This window comes from Kitasatospora sp. NPDC088264 (assembly GCF_040685715.1).
Taxonomy (GTDB): Bacteria; Actinomycetota; Actinomycetes; order Streptomycetales; family Streptomycetaceae; genus Kitasatospora.
On the sequence record NZ_JBFBIR010000059.1, the window covers coordinates 12,742 to 38,950 of the forward strand.

At 72.2% G+C, this 26,209-nt stretch carries 25 protein-coding genes and 1 pseudogene; 17 read left to right on the forward strand and 9 right to left on the reverse strand.

The annotated features are described in order from the left end of the window. Positions 1-7: 7 nt before the first annotated feature. The 4 genes from AB0O82_RS31350 (at position 8) to AB0O82_RS31365 (ending at position 3,286) form a co-directional block, all read left to right on the forward strand. Complete coding sequence (locus AB0O82_RS31350) at positions 8-1,195, forward strand: cupin domain-containing protein (protein WP_363587290.1); 1,188 nt, start codon at positions 8-10, stop codon at positions 1,193-1,195. After that, positions 1,192-2,088 carry an aldo/keto reductase gene (locus AB0O82_RS31355; RefSeq protein WP_363587291.1) on the forward strand — a complete coding sequence of 299 codons (897 nt, stop codon included), beginning with the start codon at positions 1,192-1,194 and terminating at the stop codon, positions 2,086-2,088. The genes AB0O82_RS31350 and AB0O82_RS31355 overlap by 4 nt, the downstream gene beginning before the upstream one ends. A gap of 28 nt (positions 2,089-2,116) precedes the next feature. Next, entirely contained in the window at positions 2,117-2,905 is a 789-nt protein-coding gene (locus AB0O82_RS31360; RefSeq protein ID WP_363587292.1) for a hypothetical protein, read from the forward strand. 249 nt (positions 2,906-3,154) lie between these two features. After that, entirely contained in the window at positions 3,155-3,286 is a 132-nt protein-coding gene (locus tag AB0O82_RS31365; protein ID WP_363587293.1) for a hypothetical protein, read from the forward strand. Between the two features lie 271 nt (positions 3,287-3,557). Here AB0O82_RS31365 and AB0O82_RS31370 read toward each other — a convergent pair whose 3' ends face one another. From AB0O82_RS31370 to gcl, 3 genes are all read right to left on the reverse strand, one after another. Beyond that, entirely contained in the window at positions 3,558-4,046 is a 489-nt protein-coding gene (locus AB0O82_RS31370; RefSeq protein WP_363587294.1) for a glutathione peroxidase, read from the reverse strand. Between the two features lie 83 nt (positions 4,047-4,129). Next, positions 4,130-4,594 carry a pyridoxamine 5'-phosphate oxidase family protein gene (locus AB0O82_RS31375; RefSeq protein ID WP_363587295.1) on the reverse strand — a complete coding sequence of 155 codons (465 nt, stop codon included), beginning with the start codon at positions 4,592-4,594 and terminating at the stop codon, positions 4,130-4,132. Positions 4,595-4,742: 148 nt separating this feature from the next. Then, positions 4,743-6,524 (reverse strand): glyoxylate carboligase, encoded by a 1,782-nt coding sequence (gene gcl / locus AB0O82_RS31380; RefSeq protein WP_363587296.1) that lies wholly within the window; start codon positions 6,522-6,524, stop codon positions 4,743-4,745. Positions 6,525-7,314: 790 nt separating this feature from the next. Between gcl and AB0O82_RS31385 the strand changes: the two genes are divergently transcribed. Further along, positions 7,315-8,799 carry a SulP family inorganic anion transporter gene (locus tag AB0O82_RS31385; RefSeq protein WP_363587322.1) on the forward strand — a complete coding sequence of 495 codons (1,485 nt, stop codon included), beginning with the start codon at positions 7,315-7,317 and terminating at the stop codon, positions 8,797-8,799. Between the two features lie 104 nt (positions 8,800-8,903). Beyond that, positions 8,904-9,200 carry an MTH1187 family thiamine-binding protein gene (locus AB0O82_RS31390; protein ID WP_363587297.1) on the forward strand — a complete coding sequence of 99 codons (297 nt, stop codon included), beginning with the start codon at positions 8,904-8,906 and terminating at the stop codon, positions 9,198-9,200. Between the two features lie 55 nt (positions 9,201-9,255). Here the strand turns inward: AB0O82_RS31390 and AB0O82_RS31395 are convergent, their stop codons facing one another. Next, positions 9,256-9,741 carry a DoxX family protein gene (locus AB0O82_RS31395; protein ID WP_363587298.1) on the reverse strand — a complete coding sequence of 162 codons (486 nt, stop codon included), beginning with the start codon at positions 9,739-9,741 and terminating at the stop codon, positions 9,256-9,258. A gap of 151 nt (positions 9,742-9,892) precedes the next feature. Between AB0O82_RS31395 and AB0O82_RS31400 the strand changes: the two genes are divergently transcribed. The 3 genes from AB0O82_RS31400 to AB0O82_RS31410 all read left to right on the forward strand — a co-directional run bounded on the left by AB0O82_RS31400 (position 9,893) and on the right by AB0O82_RS31410 (position 12,782). Continuing rightward, complete coding sequence (locus tag AB0O82_RS31400; protein ID WP_363587299.1) at positions 9,893-10,474, forward strand: TetR family transcriptional regulator; 582 nt, start codon at positions 9,893-9,895, stop codon at positions 10,472-10,474. A 116-nt stretch (positions 10,475-10,590) separates the two neighbouring features. Beyond that, a complete protein-coding gene (locus AB0O82_RS31405; RefSeq protein ID WP_363587300.1) occupies positions 10,591-12,024 on the forward strand; it encodes an MFS transporter in 1,434 nt (477 codons plus the stop codon). Then, entirely contained in the window at positions 12,021-12,782 is a 762-nt protein-coding gene (locus tag AB0O82_RS31410; RefSeq protein ID WP_363587301.1) for a glucose 1-dehydrogenase, read from the forward strand. Before AB0O82_RS31405 ends, AB0O82_RS31410 begins: the two co-directional genes overlap by 4 nt. Positions 12,783-12,885: 103 nt before the next feature. On the opposite strand, the gene AB0O82_RS31415 is transcribed toward AB0O82_RS31410, so the two are convergent. Beyond that, positions 12,886-13,548, reverse strand: coding sequence for an SMI1/KNR4 family protein (locus AB0O82_RS31415; RefSeq protein ID WP_363587302.1), 663 nt, complete (start codon positions 13,546-13,548; stop codon positions 12,886-12,888). 293 nt (positions 13,549-13,841) lie between these two features. Here AB0O82_RS31415 and AB0O82_RS31420 point away from each other — a divergent pair, with 293 nt between their 5' ends. The 3 genes from AB0O82_RS31420 (at position 13,842) to AB0O82_RS31430 (ending at position 17,123) form a co-directional block, all read left to right on the forward strand. Further along, entirely contained in the window at positions 13,842-14,762 is a 921-nt protein-coding gene (locus AB0O82_RS31420) for a sugar ABC transporter permease (protein WP_363587303.1), read from the forward strand. Further along, on the forward strand, positions 14,759-15,667 hold the full coding sequence (locus tag AB0O82_RS31425) for a carbohydrate ABC transporter permease (RefSeq protein ID WP_363587304.1): 909 nt from the start codon (positions 14,759-14,761) through the stop codon (positions 15,665-15,667). Before AB0O82_RS31420 ends, AB0O82_RS31425 begins: the two co-directional genes overlap by 4 nt. 64 nt (positions 15,668-15,731) lie before the next feature. Then, positions 15,732-17,123 carry an ABC transporter substrate-binding protein gene (locus AB0O82_RS31430; protein ID WP_363587305.1) on the forward strand — a complete coding sequence of 464 codons (1,392 nt, stop codon included), beginning with the start codon at positions 15,732-15,734 and terminating at the stop codon, positions 17,121-17,123. A 133-nt stretch (positions 17,124-17,256) separates the two neighbouring features. Here AB0O82_RS31430 and AB0O82_RS31435 read toward each other — a convergent pair whose 3' ends face one another. The 3 genes from AB0O82_RS31435 to AB0O82_RS31445 all read right to left on the reverse strand — a co-directional run bounded on the left by AB0O82_RS31435 (position 17,257) and on the right by AB0O82_RS31445 (position 19,956). Beyond that, the gene (locus AB0O82_RS31435) at positions 17,257-18,234 is read right to left on the reverse strand and encodes a DMT family transporter (RefSeq protein ID WP_363587306.1); all 978 of its coding nucleotides are present in this window, start codon (positions 18,232-18,234) and stop codon (positions 17,257-17,259) included. A 29-nt stretch (positions 18,235-18,263) separates the two neighbouring features. After that, positions 18,264-19,301, reverse strand: a complete 1,038-nt coding sequence (locus AB0O82_RS31440; RefSeq protein ID WP_363587307.1) for a lysine-2,3-aminomutase-like protein — start codon at positions 19,299-19,301, stop codon at positions 18,264-18,266. Between the two features lie 385 nt (positions 19,302-19,686). Further along, on the reverse strand, positions 19,687-19,956 hold the full coding sequence (locus AB0O82_RS31445; protein WP_063346085.1) for a helix-turn-helix transcriptional regulator: 270 nt from the start codon (positions 19,954-19,956) through the stop codon (positions 19,687-19,689). A 139-nt stretch (positions 19,957-20,095) separates the two neighbouring features. On the opposite strand from AB0O82_RS31445, the gene map reads away from it, so the two are divergent. From map to AB0O82_RS31470, 5 genes and pseudogenes are all read left to right on the forward strand, one after another. After that, complete coding sequence (gene map, locus AB0O82_RS31450) at positions 20,096-20,863, forward strand: type I methionyl aminopeptidase (protein WP_363587308.1); 768 nt, start codon at positions 20,096-20,098, stop codon at positions 20,861-20,863. Between the two features lie 15 nt (positions 20,864-20,878). After that, positions 20,879-21,010 (forward strand): annotated as a pseudogene (locus AB0O82_RS31455) (hydrolase); the annotation flags it as partial. 181 nt (positions 21,011-21,191) lie between these two features. Next, the gene (locus AB0O82_RS31460; RefSeq protein WP_363587309.1) at positions 21,192-22,673 is read left to right on the forward strand and encodes an alpha/beta hydrolase; all 1,482 of its coding nucleotides are present in this window, start codon (positions 21,192-21,194) and stop codon (positions 22,671-22,673) included. 180 nt (positions 22,674-22,853) lie between these two features. Continuing rightward, positions 22,854-25,235 carry a transglycosylase domain-containing protein gene (locus AB0O82_RS31465; protein ID WP_363587310.1) on the forward strand — a complete coding sequence of 794 codons (2,382 nt, stop codon included), beginning with the start codon at positions 22,854-22,856 and terminating at the stop codon, positions 25,233-25,235. 68 nt (positions 25,236-25,303) lie between these two features. Further along, positions 25,304-25,600, forward strand: a complete 297-nt coding sequence (locus tag AB0O82_RS31470; RefSeq protein ID WP_363587311.1) for a hypothetical protein — start codon at positions 25,304-25,306, stop codon at positions 25,598-25,600. Positions 25,601-25,608: 8 nt separating this feature from the next. Here AB0O82_RS31470 and AB0O82_RS31475 read toward each other — a convergent pair whose 3' ends face one another. Then, positions 25,609-26,193, reverse strand: coding sequence for a hypothetical protein (locus AB0O82_RS31475; RefSeq protein WP_350886005.1), 585 nt, complete (start codon positions 26,191-26,193; stop codon positions 25,609-25,611). Positions 26,194-26,209 lie beyond the last annotated feature (16 nt).

Here is a 26,209-nt window from a genome sequence, read left to right on the forward strand (position 1 = left end):
CATCACGATGACCGCCGAGTACTTCTCGGTGGTTGAGCGTCTGGGCGGGGATGACTTCCTCGCCCAGACGCTCGGCCGCAGCTTCAAGGTCGCACGCGGTGAAGCCGCGTCACTCACCGGACTCATGAGCTGGGATGACCTCAACGCCATCCTGGCCCAGCATCGGTTCGAACCCCCTCGCTTCCGCCTCGCCGCCAACGGGGAGCAGGTGCCCGCGCACACGTACTCCCGACCGATCACCACCCGGCGGAACACCGTCTGGCACCAGCTCCAGCCCTCCGAGTTGCACAAGCGTCTCGCCGAGGGTGCCACGCTGGTCCTGGACGCCGTTGACGAGCTCCACCTCGGTATCGGTGCTTTGGCTGGCCAGCTGGAGCGCTGGCTGCGGACCGGCCTGCAGGTCAACCTGTATGCCTCCTGGACCGGCACCGAGGGCTTCGGCGTCCACTGGGATGATCACGACGTGGTCGTCGTCCAGCTCGACGGCGCGAAGCGCTGGCGCATCTACGGTCCCACCCGTACGGTGCCGATGCACCGCGACGTCGAGACGCCCGAGCAGCCGCCCGAAGAGCCCGTCGCCGATCTGGTTCTCACCGCCGGCGATGTGCTCTATCTGCCTCGGGGCTGGTGGCACGCCGTCGCCGCCTCCGAGGGCCGGCACTCGCTGCACGTCACGTGCGGGCTGCAGAGCACGACGGGTGCCGACTTGATCACCTGGCTGTCGGAGATGTTGCGTGCCCACGAGACCGTCCGGGCGGACATCCCGCGCTTCGGGGCCGCAGAGGAGCAGCGTGCCTTCCTCGACGCGATCGGCAAGCTCCTCGCGACCGAGCTGGAGAGCGACGACCTGATCGCCCGCTTCTCCTCCGCTCGCGACGCCACCGAGCGAGCCCGGCTCACGCCGTCGCTGCCCCACATCACGGCGGCCCCACCGGATGCCGACCTGCAGGTACGCCTGGTCACCACGCGGCCCGTTCTCACTGCCCTGCCCGACGGCACCGTCCGGCTGACCGCCGGCGGCGAGGAGTGGACGTTCGCCGCCAAGGCCGAGCCGATGCTCGCGCTCCTCGCCGATGGGGAACCTCACCGGCTGGCCGATCTCGCGCAGGCCGCGGGCGTCGCTCTCGGACAGGCGGCCGGTGTCGTGACGGAGCTGGTCGACGGCCAGGCCGCCGCGATCGGAGGCCTTCGATGACCGCCCGGCTGGGCCTCGGCACCTACCGTTGCCTCGATGTGGCCGAGGCGGCGTTGATGGCCGCCTCCCGAGGTGCCGACTGGGTGGACACGGCGCCCAACTACGCAGGCGGTCGGGCGGAGGCGTCGCTCGCAGTGGCTCTGGCTGCCTACCCGGATCTGTGCGTCTCCACGAAGGTGGGCTTCGTCCCGGCCGGCACCAGGCACATCGGGGTACGAGCCGGCGCCCTGTCCACGGCGGACGCCGAGCGCGGGCACTGCCTCACCCCGGACTACATCGCCTGGCAGCTCGCGCGTTCCAAGCTCATGCTCAGCCGGGTACCCGACCTGGTGTTCGTCCACAACCCCGAGCATGTCTGCCCGGACGGCGAGATCACCGGTCGGCTCTACAACGCCTTCCTGGCTCTGGAGGAGGCGTGTAGCCAACAGACCATCAGCGCCTCTGGAGTGGCGACCTGGCGCGGCTTCAGCAGTGGCCTCTTCGATGTACCCACGCTGATCGAACTCGCGACCAGGGCCGGCGGGCCTAATCATCACCTGTGGGCCGTCCAGCTCCCGGTCTCCCTCGTCCACCTCGCGCCCATCGCCCAGGCTCTCGACGGACACGGCCCGTTGGCCGATGCCCTGGATGCGGGACTGGAGGTGTTCGCCTCCGCCCCGCTCCACGGAGGTGAGGTCCCCGGCGTGGTGACCCCGGAACTGACCAAGCTGATCAATCCCGGTATGACCTCTGCCGAGACCGCCCTTGCCGTCGTGGCTTCAGCCCCAGGGGTGAGACGCGTGCTCCTGTCGACGGGGAACCCGGAACACTGGATGCAGGCCGCCGAAACCGTCGGCCGACCGCCGTTGTCTCCGGACGTACTCCGAAGGGTTGTTGATGTACTCGGAACCTGAGCCGGGCACCTCCAGGCGGATGCGTGGGATGCACGCCACGGCAGCAACCGCGCTCAAGGCCACGCCGATCGGCTCGCGCGAAGCGTGGGGCTGGCGCGGACGTACCCTGAGCCGCCCGGTCGCCACGGCGTCCGGCGAGGGCTGGCTCCGACTGGTGTCCGCCCCGTCCGACAAGGCCGGCGGAAAGCTCTGGGAGGGACCGCAGGAGGCAGAACAGCTCATGCCTCCTGCGGTACCCAGGCCGCGCCTGCGGGAGCGACGTACCTGGACCGAGGGCGAGCACGGCTATCTGGCGGAGCTGTACGAGAAGGTCATCGCCTCCACCATCACCACTCACGAGCCGATCCTCCGGAAAGCTCCTGATCTGGACGGCGCCTGGTGGGACGAACTCGGCACCGCCCTCGACGCCATCGCCGCCGTTCCCAGCGACCGGGTCGCGGTCCGGCAGGAGTACCTGGACCGCGCCATGCCCCAGTACCTGGGCATCCCGATGGACACCAGGGTGTCTGCCTGGACGACGGCCCACGGTGACCTGCACTGGGCCAACCTCACGGGCCCAACCCTGACGGTCCTCGACTGGGAAGGCTGGGGCGTCGCGCCTGCCGGGTACGACGCGGCAGTGTTGCACTCGTACAGCCTCCTCGTGCCGGACACCGCCGCCCAGGTCCGTCACCGACTCGCCCATATCCTCGGCACGCCAGCCGGGCAGTTCGCCGAGCTTGTCGTCATCACTGAACTGCTGCAGACCACTACTCGAGGCGACAACCTCGACCTGGAGGAGCCCCTGCGAAGGCGGCTCTCCGCGATCACCAGATGACTGGCCACCGACCCTCGGCCGGGGCGGCGCGTTGGGTAGCCCTTGGGATATCCAACGCGCCAATGTGATCGCCCCATGGGGCGAGGACCGGGGTAAGGATGACTTCCCCCACGACTTGCTCCGCCTGCGGCATCAGTTCGGTCACACCTGCTGTGCGCGCTCGGCTTCGACGTCCTCGGCCTGCACCGCATCTGGGCCGCCCGCTCTCCGCTCAACGAAGCATCCGCGCGAACACTTCTCCGTGCCGGGATGACCGAGGACGGGCGGATCCGTGATCACGTCTTCGTCCACGGCGCCTGGCGCGACTCGATCACCTACTCGATCCTGGAGCACGAGTGGACACCGATCGACGGCTGGGATCCGCAGCGCCGTCCAGTCTGAGGGTGGGAGCAGCGCGAGTTGGTGAGGCACGGGCGCTGGGCGGCCGAGCCTGCGAAGTGGCTGCTGCCGCACCGGCATCAGCAGCTCGGTCTTCTCCACGGTCCGCTCGACGAACCCCCAGACGAACGGACATGGGTAGTGCGCAGTTCTACTGGCTCAGTTCAGTCGAGGCCGACTCGGCAATCGAGAGGGGCTGCTCGACGGCTCGGGGGAACGACGGACCGGCCCCGGGCGGGTGCCCGGGGCCGGTCCGTCGGCGGGTGGGTGGGGGTCAGGCCGGGAGGACGGCCTCGATCGCCGCGATCAGCTCGGCCGACTCCGGCTCGACCCGCGGCCGCAGCCGGGCGGCCACGGTGCCGTCGGGGGAGATCAGGAACTTCTCGAAGTTCCAGCTGACGTCCCCGGTCTCGCCCTCGGCGTCGGCGACCTGGGTCAGCTGCCGGTACAGCGGGTGCCGGTCGTCGCCGTTGACGTCGATCTTCTCGAACAGCGGGAAGGTGACGCCGTAGGTGGTGGAGCAGAAGGTCTGGATCTCCTCGGCGCTGCCCGGCTCCTGCCCGGCGAACTGGTTGCAGGGGAAGCCCAGCACGGTGAACCCGCGTGCGGCGTACCGCTGCTGGAGGTTCTCCAGGCCGGTGTACTGCGGGGTCAGGCCGCACTTGGAGGCGACGTTGACGATCAGCAGCGCCTTGCCCTTGTACTCGGCCAGCGAGGTGGGCTCGCCGGTGAGGGTGCGGAGCGGGATGTCGTACAGGCTCACGGTGGTGGTCCTTTCGAAAGGAGTGCGGAACAGGTGGTCGCCTGGCCACCGTAGTGGCCGCGACCACCTGGACCGAGCCCGACCTACCGGTCTTGCGACAGGTCGGCCCCGAAGGATGAGAAGTCGGCGCTCGACCAGCGCTCGGGCCGCATCCGGAAGGTGATGTCGGCGGCCAACTGTTCCCGGGCGGAGGCCAGGTAGTCGCGCGCGGCCTCGGGTGACAGGTAGCGGTTCGCGAGGGCGGCCCACTCGTCGCGGTCGAGCCGGTCCTCGACCGCCACCACCGGGCCCTCGACGCTCACGTACGCGGCCGGGCCCTGCTCGCGCTGGGCGCAGAGGGTGAACCGCCCGGCGGCGCGGATCCGCCGGGCCTTGACGGAGTCGCGGCCGGTGACGACGGTGAGCAGGCCGCCGGGGACGTAGGTGTACCAGACCGGTACGGCCAGCGGGCCCCGGTCCGCTCCGGCGCCGGAGTCGACGGCCAGCACACCGACGTGCGGTGCGGCGAGGAACCGCTCGCGCTCGGCCTTGCTCATGCTGAAGGGCATGGTGTCCGCTCCAGGGGGCTCCGGGCCCGCGCACGGAGGTCGGGCGCGAGCGTCTTCCGGTTTGTACCCGGTGCGCGTCCGGGCCACTCGGGGCGGGGCGCAGTGGTGGATCCGGTCCGGATCCCGCCCCGAGCGGCCCGCGGCGGGCTCAGGGCGCCAGCGGCTTGACGGCGGTCGGCGCGTGCTCGGGGAGGGTGGCGATCTCCTCCCACTCGTTGACCTTGTCGATGTCGGCGGCGGCCATCGAGATGTTGGTGACCCGCTCCAGGATCGCCTCGACGACGACCGGGACGCGGAACTCGGCGGCCAGCTTCTTGGCCTCCTCGAAGGCTGGCAGCAGGCCCTCGGGCTCGGTGACCCGGATCGCCTTGCAGCCCAGGCCCTCGGCGACCCGGACGTGGTCCACGCCGTAGACGCCCAGCTCCGGCGCGTTGATGTTCTCGAACTCCAGCTTGACCTGGAAGTCGATGTCGAAGTTGCGCTGCGCCTGGCGGATCAGGCCCAGGTACGCGTTGTTCACCAGCACGTGGACGTACGGGATGCGGTGCTGGGCGCCGACGGCCAGCTCCTCGACCATGAACTGGAAGTCGTAGTCGCCGGAGAGCGCGACGACCTGGCCCTCGGGGTCGGCGGTGGCGACGCCGAGCGCGGCCGGGATGGTCCAGCCGAGCGGGCCGGCCTGGCCGCAGTTGATCCAGTGCCGCGGCCGGTAGACGTGCAGCAACTGCGCGCCGGCGATCTGGGAGAGGCCGATGGTGGTGACGTAGCGGGTGTCCGGGCCGAACGCCTTGTTCATCTCCTCGTAGACGCGCTGCGGCTTGATCGGCACGTCGTCGAAGTGGGTGCGGCGCTGGAGCCGGGCCTTGCGGTCCTGGGTGGCGGCGGCCCACTCGCTGCGGTCCTTGAGCCGCCCGGCGGCCTTGAGCTCCTGGGCGACCTGGAGGAAGAGCTCCAGCGCGGCCTTGGCGTCGGAGGCGATGCCGAGGTCGGGGGCGAAGATCCTGCCGATCTGGGTGGGCTCGACGTCGACGTGGACGAACGTGCGGCCCGCGGTGTAGACGTCCAGGCCGCCGGTGTGGCGGTTGGCCCAGCGGTTGCCGATGCCCAGGACGAAGTCGGAGGCGAGGAAGTTCTCGTTCCCGTAGCGGTGCGAGGTCTGGAGGCCGACCATGCCGGCGTTCAGCTCGTGGTCGTCGGGGACGATGCCCCAGCCCATCAGGGTCGGGACCACCGGGACGCCGGTCAGCTCGGCGAACTCCCGCAGCAGTTCGGCGGCGTCGGCGTTGATGACGCCGCCGCCGGCGACGATCAGCGGGCGCTCGGACGCCTGGAGCAGCGCGAGCGCCTTCTCGATCTGGATCCGGTTGGCGGCGGGCTTGTAGACGGGGAGCGGCTGGTAGGCCTCGGGGTCGAAGTCGATCTCGGTCAGCTGGACGTCGATCGGCAGGTCGATCAGGACCGGGCCCGGACGGCCGGAGCGCATCAGGTGGAAGGCCTGCTGGAACACACCGGGGACCTGTGCGGCCTCCAGCACGGTGGTGGCGGCCTTGGTGACGGGCTTGGCGATCGAGGCGATGTCGACGGCCTGGAAGTCCTCCTTGTGCAGGCGGGCGACGGGGGCCTGGCCGGTGATGCACAGGATCGGGACGGAGTCGGCGATCGCCGAGTACAGACCGGTGATCATGTCGGTGCCGGCCGGGCCCGAGGTGCCGATGCAGACGCCGATGTTGCCGGCCTTGGCGCGGGTGTAGCCCTCGGCCATGTGGGAGGCGCCCTCGACGTGCCGGGCCAGCGTGTGCCTGATCCCGCCGGAGGCCTTGAGCGCGGCGTAGAACGGGTTGATGGCCGCGCCCGGCACGCCGAACGCGACCTCAACGCCTTCGAGCTTGAGGATCTCCACGGCCGCGCGGGCGGCTGTCATACGAGGCATCGGGTATCTCCTGCGTCGGCCCGCAGTGGGTCGGAGGGCTCATCTCCAGAATTCCACCATACGGAAGAACGGTTTCTGTATGTGGAAATACGGTACGGCTGGCCTCGGCGGGGCGTCAAGGGGAGGTCCAACAGAATGTGGAAGCCGGCCCCGGGGGGTGAAACCGCAGGTCGCCGCGGGCGTCCGAGGGGCGGGGAGACGGGGCCGGGCTCGTACAGGTGGGCGCCGATCGCGCTGGTGTGCCCGGGGAGCCGGTCGTTCCGCGCCGGAAAGCGCGGCCGGTGTGCAGTGCGGGTGAAGGGACGGTGCCCGAGGTCGGCCCACCCCGCACCCCTGGGTACCGTCGGTGGCACGCCGGGCCCGTGATGTCCAACTGAGGCCGTGGCAGGGGGATTCGGGACGGTCCGGGAGTGGGGGAGCTCCGGCGGCCGGTCCCGTCCAGGACCAGCGTGCCCGGTCCGCCGCACCCGAGCGAGGGACGCACCCCCTGGCCGCACCGACCCGACACCCGCCGCCGCCGTCCGGTCCGCCCGGACCTGCGGCCGTACCGCTGTCGCCCCCTCCGCGCGGTCCACCTCCCTTCCCTCTCCTCACCCCCCTGCGACCCCCATCACCTCCCTGTGACGGCGTGCCCGCAGCGGCGGGCGCGCGAAAGGAACGCCGCCATGCGCTGTCTCCCTGCCCGCCCCCCGGTGGTGACCGGGTGAGCCGAACGCCCCGCCGCCGCAAGGCCCCGCCGGGCCACCCCGGCAAGGCCGCCCCGCTGGGCCGCCGCCGGCCCCCGCTCGCCGTGCTGCGCGCCGTCCCCTGGCGCTACGACCTGCCCGCCTCGCTGGTGGTGTTCCTGGTCGCCCTGCCGCTGTGCGTCGGGGTGGCGGTCGCCTCCGGCGTCCCCGCCGAACTGGGTCTGGTCACCGGCATCGTCGGCGGCCTGGTCGTCGGCCTCCTGCCCGGCAGCAGCCTCCAGGTCAGCGGCCCGGCCGCCGGGCTGACCGTCCTGGTCTACGACGCCGTCCAGCGCTTCGGCGTCACCGCCCTCGGCCTGCTCGTCCTCGGCACCGGGCTGCTCCAGATCGCGATGGGAGCGCTCCGGCTCGGCCGCTGGTTCCGGGCGATGTCCGCCTCGGTGGTGCACGGCATGCTGGCCGGCATCGGACTGACCCTGCTGTTCGGCCAGCTGTACGCGCTCGCCGACCGCCGCGCCCCGGCCACCGGGCCGGAGAAGATCGCCGGACTGCCCGACCTGCTGGCGGACGTGGTCACCGGCGTGGCCGACCCGAGCGCGGTCGCCCTGGGCCTGGCCACCCTGCTCGTGCTGGTCGGCTGGAAGTACCTGCCCGGGCGCGTCGCCCGCGGCGTCCCCGCGCCGTTGGCCGCGGTCGGGCTGGCCGCCGCCGTCACGGCCGCCGCCGACCTGCCGGTGGCGAGGGTCCGGGTGTCCGGCCTGCTCGACGTCGTCCACCTGCCCGACCGTGCCGCGCTCGGCGCGGTGGCGGGCACCGCCGGCCTCGGTACGGTCGTCGCCTTCACCCTGATCGCCTCCGCCGAGACGCTGTTCAGCGCCGCCGCCGTCGACCGGATGCACCACGGCCGGCGTACCGACTACGACCGCGAGCTGACCTCCCAGGGCATCGGCAACACCGTCTGCGGGCTGCTCGGCGCCCTTCCGATGACCGCGGTGATCGTCCGCAGCGCGGCCAACGTCCAGGCGGGGGCGCGGACCAAGGCCTCGCGCACCCTGCACGGGCTCTGGCTGCTGCTGTTCACCGCGCTGCTGCCCGGCGTGCTCGGGCTCGTCCCGCTCACCGCGCTGGCCGCCGTCCTGGTCCACGCCGGCGCCAAGCTCGTCCCGCTGCGGCGGATCGCCGCACTCTGCCGCGGCCACCGGGGCGAGGCGCTGGTGCTCGCGGTGACCGCGAGCGCCATCATCGCCACCGACCTGTTCGAGGGGGTGCTGATCGGCATCGGCCTGGCCGTGGCCAAGTCCGCCTGGCAGACCTCGCACCTCCAGATCGGCCTGGAGGAACTGGTCCTGCCGTCCGGCGAGGCCCTGCAGCGCGTCCGGCTCACCGGCAACGCGACCTTCCTGCGGCTGCCCCGGCTGCTGGACGCCCTGGAACGGCTGCCGGCCGACCGGCCGGTGGAACTCGACTGGTCCGGGCTGCGCCACCTGGACCACGCCTGCACGGTGGCCCTCACCGCGTGGGCCGCCCAGCACCGGGCCCGCGCCACTGCTCCGCTCGCGGTCGAACCGCCGCTGCCGACCGTGGTGTGAGCGCCGGCAAGGCTGGTTAGCCTGGTCGCGGCCCGGACCGGAACCTGGTCCCGGCCACGACCAGTGCCGCCGGTGAGTGCCGTCGGCGGAAGGAGCGCAGAGCCGTGATCGCAGCCTTTTCGGTGACCCCGCTGGGGATCGGCGAGGACGTGGGAGAGGCGGTGGCAGCAGCCGTCCGGGTGGTCCGGGCGAGCGGACTGCCCAACCGGACCGACGCGATGTTCACCAGCATCGAGGGGGAGTGGGACGAGGTGATGCCGGTGATCCGGGCGGCGATCGAGGCGGTGAAGGACTACAGCGGCCGGGTGAGCACGGTCATCAAGATCGACGACCGGGCCGGGGTCACCGACGGGCTCACCGCCAAGGTCGCCTCGGTGGAACGGCACTTGGCCGAGGACTGACCCCGCACAGTCAGTCCGTCGAGCCGCTCGTCGGGCCCTGGGCCGGGCCGGGTGCTCAGCCGGTCTGGCCCTGGTGTGCCCCGGCCGGGGCGGGCTGGGCGGCCGGCTCGGCCGTGGTGCGCCGGGCCAGCAGCCGGTCCAGGGCGTAGGGGCCGGAGCCGAGCACCGCGATGGCGAGGAAGGCCCAGCAGAACATGACGGAGGGTTCGCCACCGTTCTGCAGCGGCAGCAGGGAGTGCTCCTGGTGCACGGTGAAGTAGGCGTACGCCATCGAGCCGGAGCAGAGCAGGGCGGCGGTCCGGGTACCGACGCCGAGCAGCACCAGGGCGCCGCCGACCAGTTGGATCAGCGCGGCCCACCAGCCGGGCCACTGACCGAGCGGGACGGTGCCGCCGCCCTTGGTGCCACCGAGGACGCCGAAGAGCGAGGCGGCGCCGTGGCAGGCGAAGAGCAGCCCGACGACGACCCGGAAGGCCGTCAGGACGAGCGGGCGGGCGGCCTCGGCCGCCTGCTGGGGAGAGGTGGGAAGGTTCGCGGGCATGGGGAAACGCCTCCTGTGGGGGGAGGAGGAGGTACGGGGCGGTAAGGGTAGCCTTGGTCTAGTCCACTTGGCAATGCTCCGTCAGATCCCACGTGTGCGACCTTCGGGGAGGATCTTGACCGACCGTTCTGGAAAGGGTTAGCGTTCACCCATGGCGCGAACGAAGGAATTCGACCCGGACGCCGTGCTCCAGTCGGCCCTTGAGCTGTTCTGGCGGCGCGGTTACGAGGCCACCTCGATGGCCGACCTGGTCGAGGAGCTCGGGATCGCCCGGGCGAGCATCTACGCCACCTTCGGCAGTAAGCACGAACTGTTCCTGCGGGCGCTGGAGCGGTACGGCGAGCAGGCCGACCCGGTGCTCCTGGCCGAGCTCTCCCAGCCCGGCCCGGTGCTGCCGGCCGTCCGCGCGCTGGTCCGCCGGTTCGCGGCGGAGTCCGCCGAGGACGGGCTGAAGCGCGGGTGCTTCATCACCAACACCGCCGTCGAGCTCGCCGCGCGCGACCCCTCGGCGGCCCGCCGGGTGGAGGCCGGGCTCGGCCACCTGGAGACGGTGCTGACCGCCGCCCTGGTCCGGGCCGAGGCGCAGGGCGAACTGCCCGCCGGGCGGGACCCGAGGGCGCTGGCCCGGATGCTGCTGGTGCTGTTGCAGGGCGTGCGGGTTCTGGGCCGGACCGCCGACGGCGCGTCCCGGGTGCGGGACGCCGCCGAGCAGGCGCTGGTGCTGCTCGACTGACGAGTCGACTGACGGATCGGCTGACGGATCGTGGGGCGATGGCGGGGCGACGGTGGAGGCCGCCTCTTGCTGTCCCAATACTGGACCGAACGGTCATTATGGAGAGGGGGGTTTCCATGAGTGTCGCCACGGCCGACCGGCCCGGTTTCGCCCTGCTCGGCGGCGTGCAGGCCACGCTGATCTTCACGATCATGATCCTGTCCGTGCCACTGCCCCTGGTGGCCCGGGAGTTCGGGCTCGGCCCGCCCGGTGTGCTGCTGCTGAGCGCCGCCTACGGACTCTCCTTCAGCGCCCTGCTGCTCCTCGGCGGGCGGCTGACCGACCGCCACGGCGGCCGCCGGCTGCTGCGGGTGGGCCTGGCCCTGCTCGGCACCGCCTCGATCGCCTGCGCCCTCGCGCCCGGCTACCCCGTCCTGCTGGCGAGCCGCTTCGCCCAGGGCGTCGGCGCGGCCCTGGCAGCCCCGGCGGCGGTCGCCGTGGTCCGGGTGCTGCGGCCCGAACCCGCCGAATACCGGCGGGCGATGGCCGCCTGGGGCGGCCTCTCGGTGCTCGGCGCCACGGCGGGCAACCTGCTCTCCGGCGCCGTCGCCGCCTGGGTCTCCTGGCGCTGGCTGTTCGCGGTGCCCGTGCTGGTCGCCCTCGTCGGCCTGGTCCGCTCCGGCTCGCTGCCGCCCGCCGAACCCGCCGGCCGACCGTCGGCCGTCGGCCGGCCGGGGCTGGACCTGCCCGGCGCCGCCCTGGCCGCCGCCGGTGTCTGCGCGGCCAGTTACGGGCTGGTGGCGTCCACCGACCACGGCTGGCGAAGCCCGGGGACGCTGCTGCCGCTGGCCGCCGGGCTCGCCCTGCTGTGCGCCTTCGCCGCCGTCGAACGGCACACCGCCGACCCGCTGCTGCCGCCCGGCTTCCTCGCCGACCGCCGCCGGGCCACCGCCCTCGCCGCCGTCATGGCGACCGCCGCCGGCACCGCGCTGACCTTCCTGCTGCTCGCGCTCTACCTCCAACAGGTCCGCGGCTGGGGCGTGCTGGCCACCTCCGCCGCCTTCCTGCCGTACGCGGCGGCACTGCTGACGGCCGGTCGCCTGGCCGGGCCGCTGACGGCCCGCTACGGCGCCGTCGCGGTCACCGCCGGAGGACTCGCCCTCGCGGCGGCCGGGCTCGGCCTGCTGGCGGGCCTCGCGCCCGGCAGCGACTACGCCACCGGGCTGCTGCCCGGGCTGCTCCTGCTGCCCACCGGGGCCGCTACCGCCTTCGCCGGCGCGGCCGTGCTCGCCACCGCGGGCGTGCCGCCCGAACGGACCGGCCTCGCCGCGGGCGTGCTCAACACCGCGATGGAACTCGGCCCCACCGCCGGGGTGGCCGCCCTGATGGCGCTCGCCGCCACCCGCCCGAGCGTGGTCGGCGGCTACGCCGCGGCCTTCGCGGCGGCGGGCACCGCCCTGGCGCTCACCGCCCTCGCCGTCGCCATGCCGGCGCGGGTGACTCCCGAGACCACCACAGAGACCGACACCGCACCAGAACGCACCATCCAGATCAAGGAGCACCTCTCATGACCACGCGTTTCATCGGCAAGTCCGTCCTGGTCACCGGCGGCGGCAGCGGTATCGGACGGGCCGTGGCGCTCGCCTTCGCCCGGGAGGGCGCCCGGGTCGCGGTCGCGGGCCGCAGCGCGGGCCCGCTCGCCGAGACGGTCGAGCTGATCGAGCAGGCGGGCGGCAAGGCCGTCGCGCTGACCGGCGACGTGGCGGACGGTCAGGACGCCGCCCGGCTGGTCCGGGAGACCGTCGAACTCCTCGGCGGCCTGGACGTCGCCGTCAACAACGCCGGGGTGTTCGGCGCCGTCGGCCCGGTCGCCGACATCGACGAGGACGAGTGGCACCGGGTGTTCGCGGTCAACCTGACCGGCACCTGGCTCGCCATGAAGCACCAGATCGGCCACATGCGGGCCCACGGCGGCGGCGCGATCGTCAACATCTCCTCCAACCTCGGCGTCCACATGCGTGTGCCCGGCCTCGGCGCCTACGCCGCCAGCAAGGCCGCCGTCACCGCGCTGACCCGCAGCGCCGCCCTCGACCACATCGCGGACGGAGTCCGGATCACCATGGTGAGCCCCGGCCCGGTGGACACCAGCATGTCCACCCGGCCCGGCGAGAACGCCGACGACAAGGCCGCGCGGATGAAGGACAGCCTCCCCGTCGGCCGGGCGGGTGCGGTCGAGGAGGTCGCCGCCGCGGTGCTGTACCTGGCCTCGTCCGAGGCGGGCTTCACCGTCGGCGCCGACCTGGTCCTGGACGGCGGCGCCACCGCCTGATCCACCCGTGGCCCAACGGCCGCGCGGCGCCCCGTCGTTGGGCCAACGCCTGATCCACCCGTGGCCCAACGACCGGTCGGCGCACCGTCGTTGGGCCGTCAGGTCACTGCTCGGCCAGTGCGCCCCGGGCCTCCTCGGTCCGGGCCCGGGCCACCACGAGGTCCTCGTCGAGCTCGACGACCAGCACGTCCGGCCCGGTGAACCAGCGGCAGCCACGGCCGAGCCGGGGCAGCTCCGCCAGCCCCTCCGGCACCTCCACTCCGGACTCGGCGAACACGCTCAACTCGTCGTCCTGCAACAGCTTCTCCACCATCACCATCGCCGTCGCGGCCGTCGAGAAGCGCTCCTCCCAGGGCTCCCAGCGCTCTTCCGACTTGTCCGCGAGGTCGAGCCGGCCCACCGTCGGCGGATCGTCCTGGTCGAGGTCGGCCAGCAGGACGCCCCAGTGCGCGCACGCCTGGTTCTCCTCCTGGTACACCAAAGCGCCGTCCAGGACGAACAGTTCCTCCGGCGACAGCAGCCGGTTGTGGTTGCCGGTGAGGTCCTCCCGGCGGCCGAACAGCAGGTACGCCTCGCGCAGCGCGGCCGGCAGCCGCAGGCCCAGGCGCCCTTCGGCGGCGTCGAGTTCGGCGTCCGTGAAGCCGTCGTCGGGCCGCAGCGGCTCGCCCCAGTAGGCGGCGAAGCCCTCGACCAGCGCCCGGGCGCCCGCGCGGCCCCGCAGGGATTCGGCCATCGCGGCCCGGATGTCGAATTCGGTGTCGTCCATCCGGGAACCGTACGACGCCCCACCGACAGTCCGGGAACCGTACGACGCCCCACCGACAGTCCGGTGCCACCGGAGGGCGTACCGGAACGGGCGGGGGCGCGCCGCACATCCTGCCCGCCCACGACCGGCCGGGGACGCGCCCCAACGCCCGTCCGCCCACGACCGGCCGAATCTGACGCGAACGCGTAATCCCACCGACACCCGTTGCTCACCGTGGGGTTTCCGACCCGTCGTGTGGGCAGGACACGGTTTCGGCCGGAACCGACGCAACGAAAGGCGGGACGCGCAAACCCATGCCGACCGCACCACACACCAAGCCCCACCCGGGCCGCCGAAGCCGCTGGGGTGAGCACGGCCTCGCCTGGGCCTTCCTGCTGCCCTCCCTGGTGGTCTTCGTCCTCTTCATCGGCTACCCGCTGGGACGGACCATCTACCTGAGCGGACACGCCAACGACCTGTTCGGCGCGCCCTCGCGCTACGTCGGGCTGAAGCACTACACCGAGCTGCTGACCTCGGCGGACTTCCGGCGCACGCTCGTCACCACCGCCCTGTTCACGGTGCTCACCGTGGTGCCCGGCGTGCTGGGCGCGCTGGTGCTGGTGCTGCTCCTGGAGAACCGGATCCGGGGCGTGCGGCTGCTGCGCTCCGCGTTCGCGCTGCCCTTCGCCTTCTCGGTGGCCAGCGCGTCCGTGGTCTTCGCGGTGTTCTTCAACCCCGCCAGCGGGGTGCTCAACGGCCTGCTCTCGCACGTCGGGCTGGGCCCGATCGGCTGGCTGACCGACTCCCGGTACGCGCTGGTCTCGGTGGCCGTCACCACGGTGTGGATGAGCCTCGGCTACAACGTGCTGGTGCTGTCCGCGGGCATCGGCTCGATCCCCGGCGAGATCCTGGAGGCCGCGCGGATCGACGGCGCCTCGGGGCTGCGGCTGGCCCGTTCGATCACCGTGCCGATGCTCGGTCCGAACCTGTTCTTCCTGACCGTGGTCTCCACCGTCCACTCGCTGCAGAGTTTCGGCCAGATCCACATCCTCACCAAGGGCGGCCCCGACGGCGCCACCCGGACCCTCGTCTACTCCGTCTACGAGAAGGCCTTCGCCTACGGCTCCAGCGACTTCGGCACCGCGAGTGCCCAGGCCGTGGTGCTGCTCGTGGTCGTCCTCGCCTGCACGGCCGTCCAGTTCGGCGTCCTGGAGCGGAAGGTGCACTACGCATGACCGTGACCGCCACCGAGGCCGGGCCCGGGGTCCAGGACGGGGCCGCCGCGCCGCGCCCGCGCCCCCGCGTGCTGGCCGGTCGTTCGCCGCGCGACCTGCTCGGCCGTGCCGCCGCCTACCTGCTGCTCGCCGTCGCCGTCGTCACCGTGGCCTTCCCGGTGTACTACGCGATCGCCGGCGCCTTCATGAGCCCGTCCGAACTCTCCTCCTACCCGCCGGCGCTGGTGCCCCACTCGGTCACCGGGCGGAACTTCGCCGGCGCCGTCGACACCGTCCCGCTGGCGAGGCAGTACGCCAACTCGGCGACCGTGGCGACCGTCATCACGCTCGCCCAGCTGTTCACCTCGGTCCTCGCCGCGTACGCCTTCGTGTTCCTGCCGCTCAAGGCGCGGGCCGTGGTGTTCGGGGTGTTCCTGGCGACGCTGATGGTCCCGTGGGAGGCCATCATCATCCCCAACTACCTGACACTGTCCGGCTGGGGGCTCGGGAACACCTACTTCGGCCTGGTGCTGCCCTTCCTCGCCTCCGGCTTCGGCACCTTCATGCTGCGGCAGGCCTTCCGGCAGCTGCCCGGCGAACTGCGCGACGCCGCGCGGATCGACGGCGCGGGCCACTGGCGGTTCCTGTGGCGGATCGTCGTCCCGCTCAACAAGCCGGCCCTGGCGGCGCTGTCGATCTACGTCTTCCTGTCCGCCTGGAACCAGTACTTCTGGCCGCTCATCATCACCCGCACGGCGAACATGCAGACCCTGCAGATCGGCCTCACCTCGCTGCGCGACTCCGAGATGTCCGATCCGGGCCTGATCCTGGCCGGCGTCGTGCTCTCCCTGCTGCCCACGCTCGCCCTGGTGGTCTTCGGCCAGCGCTTCATCGTCCGCGGTCTCACCGCGGGCGCCGTCCGCTGACCCGCTCCGCCGCTTCCTCCCGCTCCTTCGAGCACGTCCCTCCCGACAGAGAGAGAACCCTCCCGTGAAGAAGAGTGCCCGCGCGCTCGCGGCCCTGCTGGTGGCCGGCCTGTCCCTGACCGCCTGTAGCTCCGGCGACTCCACCTCCGGCTCCGGCGGCTCCTCCGACGCCGTCCCCGGTGCCCAGGCGCTCGACCAGGCCTCGGGCGTCACCGGCGTCGAGTTCTGGCACTCGATGACGGGGAAGAACGCCGAGGTCCTCACCGGGCTGGTCAGCCAGTTCAACGCCGCCCACCAGGGCAAGATCGAGGTCAAGGCGCAGTTCCAGGGCAAGTACGACGACCTGGTCGCCAAGTACAAGGCCGCGGTGCAGCAGAAGGGCACCCCCGCCCTGGTGCAGGTCTACGACATCGGCACCCGGTTCATGATCGACTCCAAGCAGACCGTCCCGGCCCAGGCCTTCGCCGACAAGGACGGCTTCGCCCTCGACGACCTCGACCCGAACATCCGCAACTACTACTCCGTCGGCGGCAAGCTCGTCTCGATGCCGTTCAACTCCTCCATGCCGCTGCTCTACCTCAACGCCGACGCCTTCAAGGAGGCCGGTCTCGACCCGGCCCAGCCGCCCAAGGACCTCGCCGACCTCGGCGAGCTGGCGAAGAAGCTGACGAAGAAGGACGCCGACGGCAAGACCGTCCGCTACGGCTTCGGCGCCGCCATCTACGGCTGGTTCGTCGAGCAGCTGCTCGCCGAGTCCGGCACCATGTACTGCGACCAGGACAACGGCCGCACCAACAAGGCCGGCAAGGCCGTCTTCGACTCCGCCCAGGGCGCGCAGATCGTCCAGTGGTGGGCCGACCTCGTCAAGGGCGGCTACGCGGCCAACACCGGCCGCAACACCGACGACGCCCAGGCCGCGTTCAAGGCCGGCACCGTCGCCATGCACCTGGAGTCCACCGGCGTGCTGCGCGGCTACACCGAGGCCGCCAAGTTCGCCGTCGGCACCGCGGCCTTCCCCAAGGTCGCCGCCGCCGACCAGGGCGGCCCGGTCATCGGCGGCGCCTCGCTGTGGATCAGCGGCCCCGGCCACTCCGACGCCGAGAAGCGCGCCGCCTGGGAGTTCGAGAAGTTCGTCACCGCCCCCGAGCAGCAGGCCGCCTGGCACACCGGCACCGGCTACTTCCCGGTCAACCGCAAGTCCCTGGACGACCCCAAGGACAAGGAGTGGGTGGCCAAGTACCCGCAGTTCCAGACGGCCATCGAGCAGCTCAAGGCCACCAAGCCCTCCCCGGCCACCGCCGGCTGCCTGCTCGGCGTGATGCCGCAGGCCCGCAAGGGCGTCGAGACGGCCATCGAGCAGACCATCGCCGGCTCCAAGACCGCCCAGCAGGCCCTGGCCGACGCGGCCAAGGAGCTCCAGCCCGCCATCGACAGCTACAACAGCTCCGTGAGCTGACCACCTCCCTGCCCCACGGTCACCGGCCCGACTCACGGCCACCGGCCCGCCCCCACGACGGCCCGCCCGGCGCAGCACGCGCCCGGCGGGCCGCCGCCGTTCGGGACCATCGTCGGGGACGGCCGGTCGGGGCTCAGCCGTCGGCGTCCGCCCCGGGGATCTCCGAGAAGAGGAAGATCCCGGCCAGGATGAGCGCGGCCCCCACGTACTGCCAGACGTCGATGCGCTCGCCCAGGAGCGCCACGGCGAAGGCGAGTCCGAACACCGGGATGATGTTGAGCAGGACGCCCGCCGTGGTGACCGGGGTCCGCGTCACGGCGTAGTTGTACATCAGGAACGCGCCGGCCAGCCCGCCGCCGCAGACGCCGGCCGCGACGATCCAGTGCAGCGGGCGGGCGCCGCCGGTGACCAGGCTGCCGCTGATGACCCACTGGCCCACGAACAGCGGCAGGGAGAACAGCAGGCCGAAGCCGAACTGGTAGGCCGTGGTGACCAGCGGATCGGTCTCCCTGACGACGCGTCCGGTGATGATGGTGGCCGCCGCGGCGGCGAACGTCCCGGCCAGCACCAGGAGATCCCCCACGCCGAGCCCCAGCAGGGCGTGGCTCCCGCCCAGCGCGGCGACGCCGACCGCACCCAGCACGACGCCGCCGACACCGCGCGGCGTGGGTGCCCGGCGGCTGATCACCGCGGCCAGCGCGACGACGAAGCACGCCTCGGAGCCGCGGAGGATCGACGCCTGGGTGGCGTCGATCCGCGCCATCCCCAGTCCGATGGCCCCGTACCCCACCATCGGCTCGAACAGCCCGAGGAGGGCGAGGCGCTTCAACTGGTCGCGCGACGGGCGCCGGTGGCCGCCCCGGTACAGGAGGACGGCCCACGGCAGGGCGGCGGCGGTGAACAGGGAGGCGGCGAGCACCGTCATGACGGGAAGTCCCCGGATGGAGTACTTCTCCGCGGTGGTCCACAGGCCCCAGATCGCCGAGGCCCCGATCAGCGTCAGCGTCCCTCCCGGGTGGCGGACGGCGTTGCCGAGCACGCCGGTGCCGGAGCCCCGGGGCGGGGGCGGCAGGGTGGGGTTCGGCCGGCGCGGGGTGGGTTCGGAGACCATGGGCCGGTGGTTCCCTTCGGCGGGGGCGGTCAGTCCTCGGTGGTCTTGGGCGGGTAGGTGTGCGTGATGCCCCACGGGTCGGTCACGGTCCCGTTCCCGTTCAGGTAGGTCGGGCCGATGGGCACCTTGCCGTGGCCGCCGGGGATGTCGAGCACGTAGGTGGGCTGGCACAGGCCCGAGACGCGGCCGCGCAGGCTGCGGGCGAGCGCCTGCCCCTCCTTGATGGTGGTGCGGAAGTGGCTGGTGCCCACGGCGAGGTCGCCGTGGTGGAGGTAGTAGGGCTTGACCCGGTTGACGATCAGGGTGCGGAACAGGTCCTCCAGCGCCTCGGGGTTGTCGTTGACCCCCTTGAGCAGCACCGTCTGGCTGACCAGCGGGATCCCGGAGCCGGCCAGCAGCCGCAGCGCGCGCCGCGCGCCGTCGCCGATCTCCTGGCTGTGGTTGGTGTGCACGACGACCCAGACCGGAGTGTCCATGGTGAGGGCTTCGACCAGGTCCTCGGTCACCCGGTCCGGGTCCACCACGGGCACGCGGGTGTGGAAGCGGATCACCTTGACGTGTTCGATCCCGTCGAGCGCCCTGAGGATCGGCCGCAGGCGGTCGGGCGACATGATGAACGGGTCGCCACCGGTGAAGATCACCTCCCAGATCTCCGGGTGGGAGCGGATGTAGTCCAGCGCGGCGGCGAGTTGGGACTCCTTCAGCATCGAGTCGCCGGGGCCGACCACCTCCCGGCGGAAGCAGAACCGGCAGTACACCGGGCACACCAGGACGGGCTTGAGCAGCACGCGGTCCGGGTAGCGGTGGGTGACGCCCTTCACCGGGGTGAAGGGATCGTCGCCGATGGGGTCCTCCCGCTCCTCCGGGAGGGAGGTCAACTCGTCTTCGGTGGGCACGAACTGACGGGCCACCGGGTCGTCCAGCTCGACGATGCGGCTTCGCATCGCCGGTGTGATGCTCAATGCGTACCGTTTGGCGACATCGGTGATCGCCGCGACCTGATCCTCCTGGATCAGGTGCTGTGCGAGCAGTTCCTTGGGAGTGCGGATCGGGCGCGAACCAGCCATGGGTTCAACTCCTGGAGAGAAACCGAATGGGGATCGTTCAGCGACCGGGCACGGAGGTGCCCGGGGAGAATCCGGGAACGCACGTCGGCGGACAGTGGAATTCCGGGGGCGATAGCGCCGCGAGGCTGCGAGGGTGCGGATCCGGAGGGCGATCCGGCGGCGAAACCCAGTCGGGACAGGTCCGTTTGTCCCTCGACTGAAGGCCGACAATCAAGGACGCTACCCTCGGTGGTCTGAACGCGTCAAGGATCGTCTGTGGCGGTGTCCGGAGCCTCGGGTCATCGAATGGTGATGATCGATTCCGGCCCCGGCAAAAGGCCGTTAAGCCGGTAAGGCGTTAAAGCGGTAAGGCGTTAAAGCGGTAAGGCGTTAAAGCGTTAAGGCGTCACGCCGAGAGGGCTTCGCCGTCCTCCGGGAGCGCGCACACGGCCGCCAGCTCGTCCAGCGACAGATCCAGCGCGAACGCCAGCGCGGCGATGGTGAAGAACGACGGCGTCGGCGCCCGTCCGGTCTCGATCTTGCGCAACGTCTCCGCCGAGACGCCGGCCACCGCCGCCACCTCGACCATGCTGCGCGCGCCGCGCGCCTCGCGCAGCAGCGCCCCGAAGCGCTCCCCGCGCTCGCGCTCCCACGGGGTCAGTGGAGTCCTCACCATGCCGTCGATACTAGGCCCTCCCTCCGGGGTCGCGTCGTGCGCCCCGCTCCGGTGCTCCCGTCCTGCCGCGCGGCCGCCACGCCTTCGACCGTGATACAAATACCGGTATAAGAATTGGATTGAGGGGAGACGACCCACCATGGTCGAAATCAAGTCGGACGCCGCCCTGGACGCGATGCGCGAAGCCGGGCGGGTGGTGGCGGACGCGCTGGCCGCCGTGCAGGACGCGGCGGCCGTGGGCGTCAGCCTGCTGGAGCTGGACGAGGTGGCGCACGGCGTGCTGAGGGCGGCCGGCGCCACCTCGCCGTTCCTCGGCTACCGGCCGTCCTTCGCGCCCGTGCCGTTCCCGGCCGTCATCTGCGCCTCGGTGAACGACGCCGTCGTGCACGGCATCCCGGGCGGCTACCGGCTGCGCGACGGCGACCTGGTGAGCATCGACTGCGGCGCCCTCCTGGACGGCTGGGCCGGGGACTCCGCCGTCAGCTTCACCGTCGGCGCCGCCCGGCCCGAGGACGCGGTACTGATCGACACCACCCGGCGCGCCCTGGAGGCCGGGATCGCCGCCGCCGTGGTCGGCAACCGGATCGGCGACATCGCGCACGCCATCGGCAAGGTCGCCCGCGCCGGACGCTACGGCCTGCTCGAAGGCTTCGGCGGGCACGGCATCGGGCGGAGCATGCACGAGGACCCGCACGTACCCAACGAGGGCCGCCCGGGCCGGGGTTACCCGCTGCGCCCCGGCCTGGTGCTGGCGCTGGAGCCGATGCTGACGGCGGGCGGCCGGGGCGACTACCACACCGATCCGGACGGCTGGACGCTGCGCACCACGGACGGCAGCCGTGCCGCGCACATCGAGCACACCGTCGCCATCACCGAGGACGGCCCGCGCGTCCTGACCCTCCGGTAGCCGGAGCGCGGTGGGCTGATGGTCGACGACGACCGGACCTGTGACGGCGGGGCGGCCGCCCTCGGCTGCGCCTTCCACCCGGTGGACCATCTGCCGGTCGAGCAGCGCCCGGCCGCCCTGACGCCGCTGCTCGACCTGCCGTCCTGACCGCCGCCGGCGGCTTCGCTACCGGCCGCGTGAGCCGCCGTGTGCGCCGGCCTCCGAGCCGGATCCGCGGGGGGATTTGACGCATCGTCAAGTGCGGTCGGGCTTGCGGGGGTTTACCCCACCACCGGTCGGCCCGCTGCCCGGATGGGCCCAAGTCCCCGTGCCCGGAAGACTTCCGGGCATGCCGAACCTCAACCGCACCCTCGCCGTGGTCACCGCGGCCGCCGCGCTCTCCGTCACCGCCCTCGCCGCCCACCCCGCCGCCGCGGCCGGCTCGGACCGCCTCACCTGGACGGCCTGCCCGGGCCAGGCCGATCCCCGCCAGCAGTGCGCCACCGTCACCGTGCCGCTCGACTACGCGCACCCGGACGGCGAGCGCATCACCATCGCCGTCTCCCGGATCACGGCCGCCAAGCCCGGTCTGCGCCGTGGTGTGCTGCTGACCGTCCCGGGCGGGCCGGGCGGCTCCGGTGTGGACGTCCCGAGCGGCGCGGTGAAGCGCCTGCCGCAGTCCGTCCTCGACCGCTACGACCTGGTCGGCTTCGATCCGCGCGGCGTGGGCCGCTCCACCCCGGTCAGCTGCGGTCTGGAGCACGCCGATCTCGCGATGGTGAAGCTGCGCCCGTGGCCGGCCGCGGACGGCTCGATCGACGACAACCTGGCCACCGCCCGCCGGATCGCCGAGACCTGCGCCCGCAACGGCGGCCCGGTGCTGCGCAGCATCTCCACCCGGAACGAGGCCCGGGACATCGACCGGATCCGCGAGGCCCTCGGCGAGCGCCGGCTCTCCGCCTGGGGCACCTCGTACGGCACGTACGCGGGGGCGGTGTACGCCACCATGTTCCCCGGGCGCACCGACCGGATCGTGCTGGACAGCAACGACGACCCGGACCCGTCGCGGGTGGGGCGCGGCTGGCTCGCCGCCTTCGGCCGGGGCGCCGAGGACCGCTTCCCGGACTTCGCCGCGTGGGCTTCGGCGCCGGGCAACCCGGACCGGGTCGCGGACACCCCGGACGAGGTCCGCCCGCTGTTCCTGGACCTCGCCGCCCGCCTCGACGCCGCGCCGCTGCCCTGGCCCGGCGCCAACCCTGCGGAACTGAGCGGCAACGTGCTGCGCGAGACGATGCTGGAGAGCCTGTACGCGGACGCCAAGTTCCCCGACCTGGCCCGGCTGATGTTGGTCGGCCTCGGCCGTCGGCCGCTGCCCGCCCCGGTGCTGCCGCCGGACGAAGCGGTGCAGAACACCATCGCCGTGTCGGTCGGCACCCTCTGCAACGACGTCGGCTGGCCCGCCGATCCGGCCGGTTACGTCCGGGACGTGGCCGCCGAGCGCGCCGCCCGTCCGCTCACCGCGGGCATGCCGGTGAACGTGATGCCGTGCGCCTTCGGGCCGTTCGCGCCGGGCGAGCCGCCGGTGCGGGTGACCGGCCGGGGCCCGGCGAACATCCTGCTGGCGCAGAACCTGCGGGATCCGGCCACCCCGTACGCGGGTGCGCTCAAGCTCCGTGCGGCGCTGGGTGATCGGGCCCGGATGGTGACGGTGGACTCCGGCGGCCACGACGTCTACCGGGCCAACGGGAACGCCTGCGGCGACGCGGCGGTGACGGACTTCCTGGTCACTGGCCGTCGCCCGGCCGGGGACGTGTCCTGCCCGGCAGGCTGAGCAGGGGCGGGCCGGCCGACCGGCGGACGGCGGGATCAACAGGCCGTAGACGAACGGTCCTTGTCCGAACCCGGGCGTCCGTCCGACCGGCTGGAATGAGCCGAATCTGTGGCGGATTTGTGACAAAGCTTCGCCAACACCCTGCCCTGGCACGGTATTCGCGGCCGTAGTGTTCCAGTTATGTCACCGAAGAGCCGCATACCTGCCCCGGACGCGGGCGACACCTGGGTGCCGCGCCCGCGGCGTCGTGAGACCCCGATCGGATTCCTGGGTCACACGGTCACGTTCCTCGGCTGCTGCACTCTCGGCGGTGTCCTGCTGGCCGGCCTCATCCTTCCCGCGGCGGGCGCCGTCGGGCTCGGGGCCAAGAGCAGCGCCGAGGGCTTCGAGAGCATCCCCGACGACTTCAAGGCGCCGGCGCTGACGCAGGCCACCCAGGTCTTCGACGCCAAGGGAGGCCTGATCGCCAAGGTCTACGAGCGGGACCGCACGGTGATACCCGCCGAGCAGATGTCACCGCTGATGCGCCAGGCGCAGGTGGACATCGAGGACGCCCGCTTCTACGAGCACGGCGCCGTCGACCTCAAGGGCATCCTGCGGGCGATCACCAAGAACGCGGAGAGCGGCGCCGCCGTCCAGGGCGCGTCGACGCTGACCCAGCAGTACGTGAAGAACGTCAACGTGGAGAAGGCCGGCGACGACCCGGTGGCCGTCCTGGAGGCGCAGCGCAAGACGCTCGGCCGCAAGATCCAGGAACTCCGGTACGCCATCAAGCTGGAGGAGGATCTGACGAAGGATCAGATCCTCACCAACTACCTGAACATCACCTTCTACGGCCATCAGGCGTACGGCATACAGGCGGCCGCCCAGCGCTACTTCAGCAAGGACGCGAAGGACCTCGCCCTCCCCGAGGCGGCCATGCTCGCCGGGCTGGTGCAGAACCCGTCCCAGTACGACCCGAAGCTGCACCCGGTGGCCGCGCAGAAGCGCCGGGACACCGTCATCGACAAGATGGTCGAGAACAAGCACATCACCGCGGACCAGGCCAAGGAGGCCAAGGCCGCGCCGCTGGGCCTGAAGTACCGGGACCCGCAGAACGGCTGCATCACCGCCCAGGCCGGCATGGGCTTCTTCTGCGACTACGTGCGCCACGTGGTCAAGCAGGACCCGGTGTTCGGCAAGAGCGCCGCCGAGCGCAAGAAGCTGTGGGACACCGGCGGCCTCAACATCTACACCACGCTGGACCCGGACAAGCAGGCCGCCGCACAGAACGCCGTCTCCGAGCAGGTGTACGTCACCGACCCGGTCTCGGCGGCGATGACGATGGTCGAGCCCGGCACCGGCAAGATCCTGGCGATGGCGCAGACCCGCCCCTACGGTCTGGCGAAGGAGAAGAACCAGACCGTCGTCAACTACAACGTGGACGCGGCGATGGGCGGCGGCATCGGCTTCCAGCCCGGCTCCAACTTCAAGCCGATCGTGGCCGCCGCCGCCCTGGAGGCCGGCCTGCCGCCCACCCAGCGGTACGACTCGCCCAACCGGATGGACTGGCCGACGACGAGGACCTGCGACGGCACCTGGAAGAACCCGAACAAGGGCAAGAAGGAGGGCAGCATCCCGAACGAGAGCCCGCGCGAGGTCGGCCCGTACGAGCTCAAGGAGGCGATGGCCCTCTCGGTGAACACCTACTTCGTGCAGATGGAGCAGGAGATCGGCCTCTGCGCGGTCAAGCAGATGGCCAACAAGCTGGGCGTCACCGGCAAGGCCGACGGCAAGCCGCTGGAAGAGGTCCCCGCCCTCGGCCTCGGCACCCAGGAGGTGAGCCCGTTGACGATGGCGAACGTGTACGCGAGCTTCGCCGCCCGCGGCACCTACTGCGTGCCGCTGGCGATCAACAAGATCTCCACGGTGGACGGCAAGGACGTCCCGGTGAGCCCGGCCAAGTGCACCGAGGCGATGTCCACGGACACCGCCGACGTGATCAACAGCGTGCTGCTCGGGGTGACGGAGAAGGGCACCGCCAAGGAGCTCAGGCTGGACGACCGCCGGCAGATCGCGGCCAAGACCGGGACGACGGACGAGAAGAAGTCGGCCTGGTTCACCGGCTACACCGGCAACCTGGCCGGCTCGGTCTGGCTGGGCAGCCCGGGCACCAAGGTGCCGATGAAGAACATCCGGATCGGCGGCCACTACCAGCAGGAGGTCTTCGGCGCGACCGGCCCGGGCCCGATCTGGGAGCAGGCGATGAGCGACGCCGTCCGGAACATGCCGGAGAAGGACTTCCCGACGGTCTACATCCCGGACCCGCCCAAGCGCGACCCGAACTGCGCCACCCCCAGCGGCTCGCCGACCGGCACCTGCGGGAGCGGCTCGGGCAAGCAGCGCCCGAGCAGCCCCGGCAACCCGAGCACCCCGGGCAATCCGGGCGGCACGGGCGGTCCGCTCAACCCGAACAGTCCGGTCGGCCGCTCCGCGCCGTCCGGGCAGCCCGGGCAGCCCGGGCAGTCCACCCCGTTGGCCCCCTCCGCGCCGGCCGACCCCGGCGACAACCAGGACCAGTGAGCCGCCCGGCCCCGCCTGAGTACCCGTACTCAGGCGGGGCCGCGGACCGGCGGCGGACGATGGGTGCCATGCCGCACAGCATCCTCGGTGTCCCCGCCGTGTTCTGGCCCTCGATCGGCTACCTGGCCGGGTACCTGGTGATCGGGCTCGCCGCCGCCCGCGAACTGGGCGCGGGCACCGGCGCGGCCAACGCGGTCCGGCAGTGGACCGCCGCCGTCTGGACGTTGCCCGGCTTCCTGCCGGCGATGGTCGTCAACCCGTTCCCGGACGGCAGTGCGGCCCGCTTCCTGTCCGCCACCGCCGTGGGCGCGGCGGGCAACGCGGTGCTGCTCGCCCTGCTCGCCCACGCGGTGGGGCTGCCGTAGCGCGGACGCTACCGTGCCTCGACCGGCTCGCCGGTGTCCTGGTCCAGGTTGAAGACCCGCCGGTAGGAGTCGGTGACCACGGTGATCTGGTCCCGGCCGGTCCAACTCGCCTCCACCAGCCGGGCGTCGTCCGGTGCCCGGCCGATCTGGGCCAGCGACCAGCGCCGCCCGGACCAGCCCGCGCCGACCTCCAGCAGCACCTGCCAGTCGTCGTTGTCCTTCGGCGCGGTGGCGTACGAGCGGTGCACCACGACCAGGGCCAGCTCCGGGCGGGCCGGGGCGGTCTCCCGGCTGCGCGTCTCGGCCGCCGAGACCTTGTGCGCGGCCAGCACGCCGAGCAGGAACACCACCCCGGCCGTCACCGTGACCGCCCGGGTGGCCGTCCGTACGGCGGTGCGCCGGTCGCCCAGCCAGGCGGCGGCGATCAGCGCGGCCAGCGCCGCGCCGAGCAGCAGCTCGGGCCGGTTGAGCAGGTCGGCGACCAGCATCAGCCCGCCCGAGCGGCTCTCCCACTGCCCCTCGGTGTAGAGCAGCACGGCGGCCGCCCCGCCCGCCAGCAGCAGCCGGACCAGGACGCGCCTGGCCTTCGGCATCCGGTTCCTCATCGTC

Coding starts and splice junctions, on each gene's coding strand:
- AB0O82_RS31350 (WP_363587290.1), top strand. CDS start 8: ATGACCGCCGAGTACTTCTCGGTGGTTGAGCGTCTGGGCGGGGATGAC.
- AB0O82_RS31355 (WP_363587291.1), top strand. CDS start 1,192: ATGACCGCCCGGCTGGGCCTCGGCACCTACCGTTGCCTCGATGTGGCC.
- AB0O82_RS31360 (WP_363587292.1), top strand. CDS start 2,117: ATGCACGCCACGGCAGCAACCGCGCTCAAGGCCACGCCGATCGGCTCG.
- AB0O82_RS31365 (WP_363587293.1), top strand. CDS start 3,155: ATGACCGAGGACGGGCGGATCCGTGATCACGTCTTCGTCCACGGCGCC.
- AB0O82_RS31375 (WP_363587295.1), bottom strand. CDS start 4,594: ATGCCCTTCAGCATGAGCAAGGCCGAGCGCGAGCGGTTCCTCGCCGCA.
- gcl (WP_363587296.1), bottom strand. CDS start 6,524: ATGCCTCGTATGACAGCCGCCCGCGCGGCCGTGGAGATCCTCAAGCTC.
- AB0O82_RS31395 (WP_363587298.1), bottom strand. CDS start 9,741: ATGCCCGCGAACCTTCCCACCTCTCCCCAGCAGGCGGCCGAGGCCGCC.
- AB0O82_RS31400 (WP_363587299.1), top strand. CDS start 9,893: ATGGCGCGAACGAAGGAATTCGACCCGGACGCCGTGCTCCAGTCGGCC.
- AB0O82_RS31405 (WP_363587300.1), top strand. CDS start 10,591: ATGAGTGTCGCCACGGCCGACCGGCCCGGTTTCGCCCTGCTCGGCGGC.
- AB0O82_RS31410 (WP_363587301.1), top strand. CDS start 12,021: ATGACCACGCGTTTCATCGGCAAGTCCGTCCTGGTCACCGGCGGCGGC.
- AB0O82_RS31415 (WP_363587302.1), bottom strand. CDS start 13,548: ATGGACGACACCGAATTCGACATCCGGGCCGCGATGGCCGAATCCCTG.
- AB0O82_RS31420 (WP_363587303.1), top strand. CDS start 13,842: ATGCCGACCGCACCACACACCAAGCCCCACCCGGGCCGCCGAAGCCGC.
- AB0O82_RS31425 (WP_363587304.1), top strand. CDS start 14,759: ATGACCGTGACCGCCACCGAGGCCGGGCCCGGGGTCCAGGACGGGGCC.
- AB0O82_RS31435 (WP_363587306.1), bottom strand. CDS start 18,234: ATGGTCTCCGAACCCACCCCGCGCCGGCCGAACCCCACCCTGCCGCCC.
- AB0O82_RS31440 (WP_363587307.1), bottom strand. CDS start 19,301: ATGGCTGGTTCGCGCCCGATCCGCACTCCCAAGGAACTGCTCGCACAG.
- AB0O82_RS31445 (WP_063346085.1), bottom strand. CDS start 19,956: ATGGTGAGGACTCCACTGACCCCGTGGGAGCGCGAGCGCGGGGAGCGC.
- map (WP_363587308.1), top strand. CDS start 20,096: ATGGTCGAAATCAAGTCGGACGCCGCCCTGGACGCGATGCGCGAAGCC.
- AB0O82_RS31460 (WP_363587309.1), top strand. CDS start 21,192: ATGCCGAACCTCAACCGCACCCTCGCCGTGGTCACCGCGGCCGCCGCG.
- AB0O82_RS31465 (WP_363587310.1), top strand. CDS start 22,854: ATGTCACCGAAGAGCCGCATACCTGCCCCGGACGCGGGCGACACCTGG.
- AB0O82_RS31470 (WP_363587311.1), top strand. CDS start 25,304: ATGCCGCACAGCATCCTCGGTGTCCCCGCCGTGTTCTGGCCCTCGATC.
- AB0O82_RS31475 (WP_350886005.1), bottom strand. CDS start 26,193: ATGCCGAAGGCCAGGCGCGTCCTGGTCCGGCTGCTGCTGGCGGGCGGG.